We start from the raw sequence: 11030 nt of genomic DNA on the forward strand, positions 1-11030 counted from the left end.
TTCCCGCCTATTGCTCCGGACTCCAAGAAATGAATGCTGAAGACTCCTTGAAACTTGCTCGCCGGTTTATCGGGTTGCCCCTGGAAAAACGCCAATTGTTCCTGCAGGCCTTGCAGAAAGAAGGGGTGGATTTTTCCCGGTTTCCGATTCCGGCAGGGGTGGAAGCGGAGGATCGCCAGGCGCTGTCCTATGCACAGCAGCGCATGTGGTTTCTATGGCAGTTGGACCCGGCCAGTGGGGCCTATAACTTGCCCGGCGCCGTACGGCTCAAGGGCGAGCTGAACCTTGGTGCGCTGGAGCAGGCGTTTGCCAGCCTGGTTGCACGCCACGAAACCCTGCGCACGGTGTTCCAGCGCCAGGCGGATGAGCGCCTGTTGCAGGTGGCCGCAGACACGTCGTTGACTATCGAGCAACTCGACCTGAGCCATCTGGCCCCCGCCGAGCGTGAACAGGCCGTCAACCAAGCCGCGACTCGTCAATCGCTGCTGCCGTTCGACCTGGAAAACGGCCCATTGCTGCGCGTGCAACTGCTCAAGCTCGACGCCCGGGAGCACGTGCTGCTGCTGACCCTGCACCATATCGTCTCCGACGGCTGGTCGATGAATGTGCTGATCGACGAATTCATCCGTTGCTACGACGCCCATGAGCGCAACCAGGCCCCGCAATTGCCGGCACTGCCGATCCAGTACAGCGACTACGCGCTGTGGCAGCGCCGCTGGCTGGAAGCCGGGGAGCAGGCACGTCAGCTGGAATACTGGCAGGCGCGCCTGGGTGATGAGCACCCGGTGCTGGAGCTGCCCACCGACCGCCCGCGCCCGGCCATGCCGAGCTACCAAGGCACGCGACACACCTTCGCGATCGACCCGCAGTTGGCCGCGCAACTGCGCACCTGCGCGCAAAAGCACAACGTTACCTTGTTCATGCTGTTGCTCGGCGCCTTCAATGTGCTGCTGCATCGCTACACCGGGCAGGGCGATATCCGCGTCGGCGTGCCGATCGCCAACCGCAACCGCACCGAAGTCGAAGGGCTGATCGGTTTTTTCGTCAACACCCAGGTGTTGCGCACCGAGCTGACCGGGCAAACCCGTATCACTGAGCTGCTACAAGGCATCAAGGAGCACGCGCTGGGTGCCCAGGCTCATCAGGAATTGCCCTTCGAACGCCTGGTGGAAGCCCTTAAGATCGAGCGCAGCCTCAGCCATACACCGCTGTTCCAAGTCATGTACAACCACCAACCGGTGGTGGCCGACATTGCCAGCGTCAGCACTACCTCCGGCCTGGAGCTGGCGCTGGTGGAATGGCAAGGCCGCACGACTCAGTTCGACCTGACCCTCGACACCTATGAAAAATCCGGCACCCTGCACGCTGCGCTGACCTACGCCAATGACCTGTTCGACGCGCCGACCATCGCGCGCATGGCCCTGCACTGGACACGCCTGTTGCAGGCCATGGTCGGCGAAGGCGAGCAGCGCATTGGCGAGTTACCGATGCTGGCTGCGGATGAGCAGCACGTGCTGGTCCACGCCTGGAACCAGACCGCCGAGGCGTACCCGAGCGCACGCGGCATTCACCACCTGATCGAAGACCAGGTGCAGGCCACCCCGCATGCGCCGGCGCTGGTGTTCGGTGCGACCACGCTGACCTACGCTCAACTGGACGCGCGCGCCAACCAACTGGCCCATGCCTTGCGCGAACAGGGCGTTGGCCCGGATGTGTTGGTGGGGATCTGCGTCGAGCGTTCCATCGAGATGGTGGTCGGCCTGTTGGCCATTCTCAAGGCGGGCGGCGCCTACGTGCCGTTGGACCCCGAGTACCCCCAGGAACGCTTGGCCTACATGATCGAAGACAGTGGCATCGGGTTGCTGCTCAGCCAGCAGCGCCTGCTGCCATCGCTGCCCGCCGCCAGTGCCCGAGTGATTGCCCTGGACCAGCCTGCGCCGTGGCTCGACGGCTACAGCAGCGAATCGCCCGCCGTGGCGGTGCATGCACTGAATCTCGCCTACGTGATCTACACCTCCGGCTCCACCGGTAAGCCCAAGGGCGCCGGTAACAGTCATCGTGCGTTGGTCAACCGCCTGTGCTGGATGCAACAGGCCTACGGCCTGGACGCCAGCGATGCGGTGCTGCAGAAAACCCCATTCAGCTTTGACGTTTCGGTGTGGGAGTTCTTCTGGCCGCTGATGACCGGTGCACGCCTGGTGGTGGCGGCACCGGGTGAACACCGCGAACCCGCGCGCCTGATCGACACCATCGGGCGGCACGGCATCACCACCTTGCACTTCGTGCCGTCGATGCTCCAGGCGTTTATCCATGAGCCGGGTGTGCAGGCCTGCGGCAGTCTGCAGCGTATCGTCTGCAGCGGCGAAGCCTTGCCGCTGGATGCGCAGTTGCAGGTGTTCGCCAAGTTGCCACAGGCCGGACTGTTCAACCTCTACGGCCCCACCGAAGCGGCCATCGATGTGACCCACTGGACCTGCGTCGACGACGGTGCCGACAGCGTGCCCATCGGCCGGCCCATCGCCAACCTCGGCACCTACGTGCTCGACGCCCAGCTCAACCCGGTGCCCGCGGGCGTCAGTGGCGAGCTGTACCTGGGCGGCACCGGGCTGGCCCGCAGTTACCATCGGCGCCCGGCACTCACCGCCGAGCGTTTTGTGCCAAGCCCCTTCGGCGACGGCGCGCGCCTGTATCGCACGGGCGACCGCGTGCGCCAGCGTGCCGACGGCGTGATCGAATACCTGGGGCGCCTCGATCACCAGGTCAAGCTGCGCGGCCTGCGTATCGAACTGGGCGAGATCGAGACACGCCTGATGCAACACCCCTCGGTGCGCGAAGCCGTGGTGCTGGTGCAAGGCGGCAAGCAACTGGTGGCCTACCTGGTGCTGGAAGACCAGGCGCCGACCGACCTCAAGGCCTGGCTGCTCAGCAGCCTGCCGGAATACATGGTGCCGACCCATATGGTGCCCCTGGCCAAGCTGCCGGTGACCGCCAACGGCAAGCTCGACCGCAAGGCCCTGCCATTGCCGGATGCCGCGCCACAGCAGGCCTATGCCGCACCGGAAACCGATGTGCAGAAAGCCGTGGCGGCGATCTGGAGCGACGTGCTGGGTGTGGAGCAGGTCGGCCTGGACGACAACTTTTTCGAGCTGGGTGGTGATTCGATCATCTCCATTCAAGTGGTCAGCCGTGCGCGCCAGGCAGGCATTCGTCTCAGCCCACGGGACCTGTTCCAGTACCAGAGCGTGCGCAGCCTGGCGTTGGTGGCGAGCTTCGAACAGGCAACGGTCATCGACCAGGGACCGGTCACCGGCGGGGTGAGCCTCACGCCCGTGCAACACCGCTTTTTCGAGCAGGCGATCCCGGCGCGTCAGCACTGGAACCAGTCGCTGTTGCTGACCCCGCGTGAAACCCTCGACCCCGTGCGCCTTGAGGTCGCCCTGACCCGGTTGATCAACCACCATGACGCCCTGCGCCTGCGCTTTGTGCAAGAGGCCGGCGCTTGGCAGCAGGCTCATGGCGAGCCGGTGGCCAGCGCTTCGTTGTGGCAGTCCCAGGTCGCCGACGAGGCTGGGCTGGCGGCACTCTGCGACGAGGCCCAACGCAGCCTCGATCTTGAACAAGGCCCGCTGCTGCGTGCGGTCCTGGCCGGCATGGCCGATGGCACCCAGCGCCTGCTGTTGGTGGTGCATCACTTGGCAGTGGACGGCGTGTCGTGGCGCATCCTGCTCGAAGACCTGCAACAGGCTTACCGCAACGCCGCGTTGCCGGCCAAGACCAGCGCCTACCAAGCGTGGGCGCAGCAGTTGCAAGCCTACGCGCAAACGCTGGGCGAGCAACTGCCGTACTGGCAGGCCCAGACGGCGAGCGCCGATCTGCCCTGCGACAACCCCCAGGGCGGCCTGCAGAACCGCCTGGGCAGCAAACTCGAAATCCGCCTGAGCACCGAACACACCCGTCAACTGCTTCAAGACGCCCCGGCGGCCTACCGCACCCAGGTCAACGACCTGCTGCTGACCGCGCTGGCGCGGGTTATCAGCCGCTGGAGCGAGCAGCCCGCCGCGCTGATCCAGCTGGAAGGCCATGGCCGCGAAGACCTGTTCGACACGGTCGACCTGAGCCGCACCGTCGGCTGGTTCACCAGCCTGTTCCCGGTGCGCCTGCACGCCGGGGGCGAACTGTCGGCCGCGATCAAGTCGGTGAAGGAGCAACTGCGCGCCGTGCCGAACAAAGGCATTGGCTACGGCCTGTTGCGTTACCTCGGCACGCCTGACACCCGTGAAGCGTTGTCGACCCTGGCCGCGCCGCGCATCACCTTCAACTACCTGGGCCAGTTCGACCGCCAGTTCAACGAGTCGGCACTGTTTGTTCCAGCCACCCAGGGCAGTGGGCAGGCCCAGGACCCCCAGGCGCCGCTGGCCAACTGGCTGACGGTGGAAGGGCAGGTGTATGGCGGTGAGCTGGCGCTGCAATGGGGCTTCAGCCGCGAGATGTTCAAGGTGGCGACGGTCCAGCGCCTGGCGGATGATTTCCAGCAGGAACTGCTGGCGCTGATCGCACATTGCGTCGACCCGACACAGGGAGGCCTGACACCGGCCGACGTGACCTTGGCGCAACTGAGCCAATCCCAGCTGGACGACCTGGCACTGCCCGCGCGGGAGGTACAAGACCTGTATCCGCTGTCGCCGATGCAACAGGGCATGCTGTTCCACAGCCTCTACCAGCAGGACGAGGATGACATCTACGTCAGCCAACTGCGCGCCGATGTACAGGGTTTGGACGTGGCGGTTTTCCAGCGCGCCTGGGAGCAGGTGCTGGCACGGCATGACATGTTGCGCACCGGGTTTGTCTGGCAGGACGACCAGGGCCAGGCCCTGCAAGTAGTGCATCGCCAGGTCAGCTTGCCGTTCTCTGAATACGACTGGCGCGAGCGTCAGGACCTTGCTGCTGCCCTCGACAGCCTCGCCGCCGAGCACCATCGTGAGGGCTTCGAGCTGGCGCGTCCGCCGTTGCTGCGGGTGGCGCTGGTACGTATCGGGGAAGACCGCTGGCACTTGATCTATACCAGTCATCACATCCTGATGGATGGCTGGAGCAACGCCCTGGTCCTCAATGAAGTACTGCAGGCTTGCAAAGGCCAGGCGCTGCCGCCGGTGGGCGCGGCGTTTTCCCAGCATATCGCGTGGCTGCAACAGCAGGACCCTGCGGTGGGCGAAGCGTTCTGGCGCCAGTGCCTGGGGCAATTGGATGAACCCACGCACCTGGCGCGCAGTGTCGCCAAGCGTACAGGGCACAGTGCTGCTGAATACGGTGAACTCCTTTACGAGCTGGATGCGGTTCAGACGCAGCGCCTGAGCGATTTCGCACGTGCCCATCAAGTGACGCTCAATACCCTGGTGCAATCGGCGTGGCTGTTGCTGCTGCAGCGCTACACTGGCCAGTCCAGCGTCGCCTGTGGGGTGACGGTGTCCGGGCGCCCGGCAGAGCTGGCGAATGTCGAGCAGCAAGTCGGCCTGTTCATCAACACTTTGCCGCTGATTGCCACCCCCAGCCCGGCGCAAAGCGTCAGCGACTGGGTGCAAAGCGTACAGGCACTGAACCTGGAAATGCGCGAACACGAACACACGCCGCTGTTTGATATCCAGCGCTGGGCCGGTTCAGCCGGTGAGGCGTTATTTGACACGCTGGTGGTGTTCGAAAACTTCCCGGTGGCCAAGAGCCTGGAGCAGTCGGGGGAGGGCGGCCTGCGTTTCAGTGGGGTCAGCCATCAGGAACGCACCAACTACCCGTTGACCCTTACCGTACACGGCGGCGAACAACTGAGCCTGCACCTGGAATACCTGCAAGCGGATTTCGCCGCTGACACCGTGCAGCACATCGGCGCCTACCTGCAGGGCTTGCTGCAGCAATTTATCAATGCGCCTGGGCAAGCCGTGGGCGCCGTCCCGTTGCTAATGGACCATGAATACACCCGCATGCTGCAAGACTGGAACCCCAAGGGTGTCACTCGACCCGCCCAGGCCAGCGTATTGCAGCGCTTCGAACAACAAGCGGCGTTGCACCCGGAAAACATCGCACTGATCCTGGATCAGCAGCGCATGACCTACGCCGAGCTCAATGTGCGCGCCAATCGCCTGGCCCATCGCCTGATCGAGTTGGGTGTCAGCGCCGATACCCTTGTGGGCGTTGCGGTGGACCGCTCCCTGGAGATGATCGTCGGCTTGCTGGCCGTACTCAAGGCCGGCGGCGCTTACGTGCCACTGGACCCGAAATACCCCGCCGAACGCCTTCACTGCATGATCGAGGACAGCGGCCTGCAATTGCTGCTGACCCAGCAGCCGTTGGTGGAGCATCTGCCGATCAGCGCAAGCCTGACCCTTGTCTGCCTGGAAACCGACGCCGGCTGGCTGGCCGATTACAGCGCCGAAAACCCCGTGTCGAGGGCGCAGCCGGGCAACCTGGCCTACGTCATGTTCACCTCCGGCTCGACCGGCAGGCCAAAAGGCGTGGGCATCGACCTGGCGTCACTGGCGCGGCATGTGGAAGTGTTCACCGAACTGTTTGCGCTGCACGCCCATGATCGAGTGCTGCAATTCGGCACGTTCAACTTCGATGGTTTTGTCGAACAGCTCTACCCGGCGCTGTGCTGCGGTGCGGCGGTGGTGGTACGCGGCGGCGAACTGTGGGACAGCGACACCTTCTACCAGCAACTGCTTGAGCACGACATCTCCGTGGTCGACCTGACCACGGCCTATTGGCTGTCGCTGGTGCGTGATTTTGCAGACCTGGGCCCGCGTGGCTACGGGCGCTTGCGCCAACTGCACATCGGCGGTGAAGCCATGCCACCGGAAGGCCTCAGTGCCTGGCGCGCGGCGGGTTTGCAGCATGTGCGCCTGCTCAACACCTATGGGCCTACCGAGGCTACGGTGACTGCCACCGCCTTGGACTGCGCCGCCTATGTCGATGGCCATGAAGCCTTGCCGTCGATGATGCCGATTGGCCGAGTGCTGGACGGTCGTGCCATCTACCTGCTGGATGCCAACCTCAACCCGGTGCCGGTAGGCGTCGCGGGCGAATTGGTGATCGGCGGGCCGTTGCTGGCGCGAGGGTACTTCAATCGTCCGGACCTGACGGCCCATCGCTTCATTCCCGACCCGTTCTGCCGCGACGGCGTCGGCCGCCTGTATCGCACCGGTGACCTGGCACGTTATCGCGCCGATGGGATGATCGAGTACGTGGGGCGGATCGACCACCAGGTCAAGGTGCGTGGTTTCCGCATCGAACTGAGCGAAATCGAAGCGCGCCTGTTGGCCCAGGCGAGTGTGCGCGAGGCGCTGGTGATCGCTGCGGACAACCAGTTGGTCGGCTACGTCGTGGCCAGCCAGGCGCTGTCCGACACCCAGCAGACCGAGTTGCGCGCGGCGCTCAAGGCCGCATTGCGCGAAGAGCTGCCGGACTACATGGTGCCAGCGCATGTGCTCCTGCTGGAGCGCCTGCCCCTGAGCCCCAACGGCAAGCTGGACCGTGCCGCGCTGCCCAAGCCGGATCTCAGTCAACCCCTGGCCGATTGGATTGCACCGGTCACCGAGACGCAACAACGCGTCGCGGCTATCTGGGCCCAGGTGTTGGGCGCCGAGCGGGTCGGGCTCAACGATCACTTCTTCGAAATGGGCGGGCATTCGTTGCTTGCCACACAGGTGGTGTCCCGGGTGCGTCGTGGGCTGGGTATCGAAGTGTCGCTCAGGACGCTGTTTGAACAACCCATACTTGGAGATTTTGTCAGCAGTCTGGCCGACGTCAGCACTTCGGCGCCGGCGATGGTGGCGGCGAATCGCGATCAGCCGCTGTTGCTGTCCTATGCCCAGGAACGCCAGTGGTTCCTCTGGCAGTTGGACCCGCACAGTTCGGCCTATCACGTGCCCAGTGCGCTGCGCTTGAAAGGCCCGCTGGACCGTTCCGCCCTGCAACGTGCCTTCGATACCCTGGTGGCGCGCCATGACAGCCTGCGCACGCACTTGCAGCAAGAGGCAGACCGTACGGTGCAAGTGGTCAGCCCACAGGCGCGGATCGAACTGGCGTCGGAATTCACCGACGAAGTGCAGCTCAAATCCAGGGTCGAAGCGCTGGTGGCCCAACCGTTCGATTTGCGCCAGGGGCCGCTGATGCGTGTGAATCTCCTGCGACTGGCGGAAGACGAGCATGTGCTGGTGCTGGTGCAACATCACATCATCTCCGACGGTTGGTCCATGCAAGTGATGGTCGACGAACTGGTACAGCTCTACGCCGCCTATAGCCAGGGCCAGCCTCTGCAATTGCCGGCCATGCCGATCCAGTACGCCGACTATGCCCAGTGGCAGCGCGCGTGGATGGAGGCGGGGGAGAAGGCCCGTCAACTTGACTACTGGCGTGAACTGCTTGGCGGCGAGCAACCGGTACTGGAGTTGCCTTTCGATCAACAGCGCCCGGCGGTGCCGACCCATCGCGGTGCGCGGTTGAATATTGCGCTGCCGACGCCACTGATCGATAGCCTCAAGGTACTGGCCCAGCGCGAAGGGGTGACGCTGTTCATGCTGTTGCTGGCCTCCTACCAGGCGTTGTTGCATCGCTACAGCGGCCAGCAGGATATCCGCGTGGGCGTGCCGATCGCCAACCGTAACCGGGTCGAGACAGAGCGGCTGATCGGCTTCTTCGTCAACACCCAGGTGCTCAAGGCCGAGATCGACGGGCATACCACCGTCCGCCAGTTGCTGGCCCAGGTCAAACAGCGCGCGCTCGAAGCCCAAGCCCATCAAGACCTGCCATTCGAGCAATTGGTCGAAGCGCTGCAACCTGAACGCAGCCTGAGCTTGAGCCCGTTGTTCCAGGTGGCGTTCAACCATCACATCAGTCTGTCCGGCCAGCATTTACAGCGCCTGGCACAGCTGGACATGAGCCCGGTGAGCTGGGATGAAACGGCCGCGCATTTCGACCTGACGCTGGATATCGAGGAGTCCCAGAGCCAACTCGGCGCCTCCCTGAGCTACGCCACCGACTTGTTCGCCCCGGCGACCATCGAACGCATGGCCGGCCACTGGCAAAATCTGTTGCAGGCAATGCTTGCCGACCAACAGCAACCCATCAGCCAGCTCAACCTGCTGGGCCAGGATGAGCAACAGCACATCCTGCAGCTGTGGAACCAGACCGACGCCGGCTTCTCGGCTACCCGACTTGTTCACGAACTGGTCGGCGACCGCGCCCGCGAAACCCCCGATGCCGTGGCAGTGAAATTCGACGCGCAAACCCTGACTTACGGCGAACTGGACCGCCAGGCCAACCGCCTGGCCCATGCGCTGATCGCCCGTGGTGTCGGCCCGGAAGTGCGCGTGGCCATCGCCATGCCGCGCAGCGCCGAAATCATGGTGGCGTTCCTCGCGGTGATGAAGGCCGGTGGCGTATATGTGCCGCTGGATATCGAATACCCGCGTGATCGCCTGCTGTACATGATGCAGGACAGCCGTGCGAAGTTGCTGCTGACCCACACCAGCGCGTTGCAGCAACTGCCGATCCCCGACGGCCTCGATAGCCTGGCGATTGATCGCACCGAGGAATGGGCCGATCACAGTGACACGGTTCCGCAAATCGAATTGGACGGCGATAACCTCGCCTACGTGATCTACACCTCTGGCTCGACGGGCATGCCCAAGGGTGTCGCCGTTGCTCACGGACCACTGGTAGCCCATATCATCGCCACCGGCGAGCGTTATGAAACCTCGCCCGCCGACTGCGAACTGCACTTCATGTCCTTCGCCTTCGACGGCTCCCACGAAGGCTGGATGCACCCGTTGATCAATGGCGCGAGCGTGTTGATTCGTGATGACAGCCTGTGGCTGCCGGAATACACCTACCAGCAAATGCATCGCCACAACGTGACCATGGCGGTGTTCCCGCCGGTGTACCTGCAACAGCTGGCCGAGCATGCCGAGCGTGACGGCAACCCGCCGAAGGTGCGTGTGTACTGCTTTGGCGGTGATGCCGTCGCCCAGGCCAGTTACGACTTGGCCTGGCGCGCACTCAAGCCGACCTACCTGTTCAACGGCTACGGCCCGACGGAAACCGTGGTCACGCCACTGCTGTGGAAAGCGCGCAAGGGCGACCCGTGCGGCGCCGTCTATGCACCGATTGGCACACTGCTGGGCAACCGCAGCGGCTACGTATTAGACGCGCAACTCAACCTGCAACCCATCGGCGTAGCCGGCGAGCTGTACCTGGGCGGCAAAGGCGTAGCCCGTGGTTATCTTGAGCGCCCAGCACTGACTGCCGAACGCTTCGTGCCGGACCCATTCGGCAAACCGGGTAGTCGCGTGTACCGCAGCGGCGACCTGACCCGTGGCCGCCCGGAGGGTGTGGTGGACTACCTCGGCCGTGTCGACCATCAGGTGAAAATCCGTGGTTTCCGTATCGAGCTGGGCGAAATCGAAGCGCGTCTGCGTGAGCAGGACAACGTCGGTGAAACCGTGGTGGTCGCCCAGGACGGCCCGACCGGCAAGCAGCTGGTGGCCTATGTGGTGCCGGCAGAGGCCAACCTGGCCGACCAGGCCGAGTTCCGCGACAGCCTGCGCCGCGCCCTGAAAACCCGCCTGCCGGATTACATGGTGCCGACGCATTTCATGTTCCTGGCGCAGATGCCGCTGACCCCCAACGGCAAACTCGACCGCAAGGGCTTGCCCGAGCCGGACGCCAGCCTGTTGCAACAGGCCTATGTGGCCCCCGAAACCGAGCTGGAACAGCAGGTCGCCGCGATCTGGGCTGACGTGCTGCGCCTGCCGCAAGTGGGCCTCAACGACAACTTTTTTGAAGTGGGTGGCCATTCCCTGCTGGCGATCCAGATCACCTCGCGGGTCCAGGCCGAACTGGGCCTGGAGGTGCCACTGGTGGAAGTGTTCCAGACCGAAACGCTGCGCGCCTATGTCCAGGCCGCCGCCACTTTCCGCGCCGGCAGCGCGGAAGATTTTGATGATCTTCGTGACTTTTTGAGCGAACTAGAGGCGATTTGA

At 64.1% G+C, this 11030-nt stretch carries 1 protein-coding gene; it reads left to right on the forward strand.

Going from position 1 to position 11030, the window contains the following annotated elements; all coding sequences use genetic code 11:
* Positions 1–29 precede the first annotated feature (29 nt).
* On the forward strand, positions 30–11030 hold the full coding sequence (locus KHP07_RS16715; protein WP_214497547.1) for a non-ribosomal peptide synthetase: 11001 nt from the start codon (positions 30–32) through the stop codon (positions 11028–11030).

This window comes from Pseudomonas sp. VS40, assembly GCF_018587885.1.
GTDB lineage: Bacteria > Pseudomonadota > Gammaproteobacteria > Pseudomonadales > Pseudomonadaceae > Aquipseudomonas > Aquipseudomonas pergaminensis.

Coding starts and splice junctions, on each gene's coding strand:
- KHP07_RS16715 (WP_214497547.1), top strand. CDS start 30: ATGAATGCTGAAGACTCCTTGAAACTTGCTCGCCGGTTTATCGGGTTG.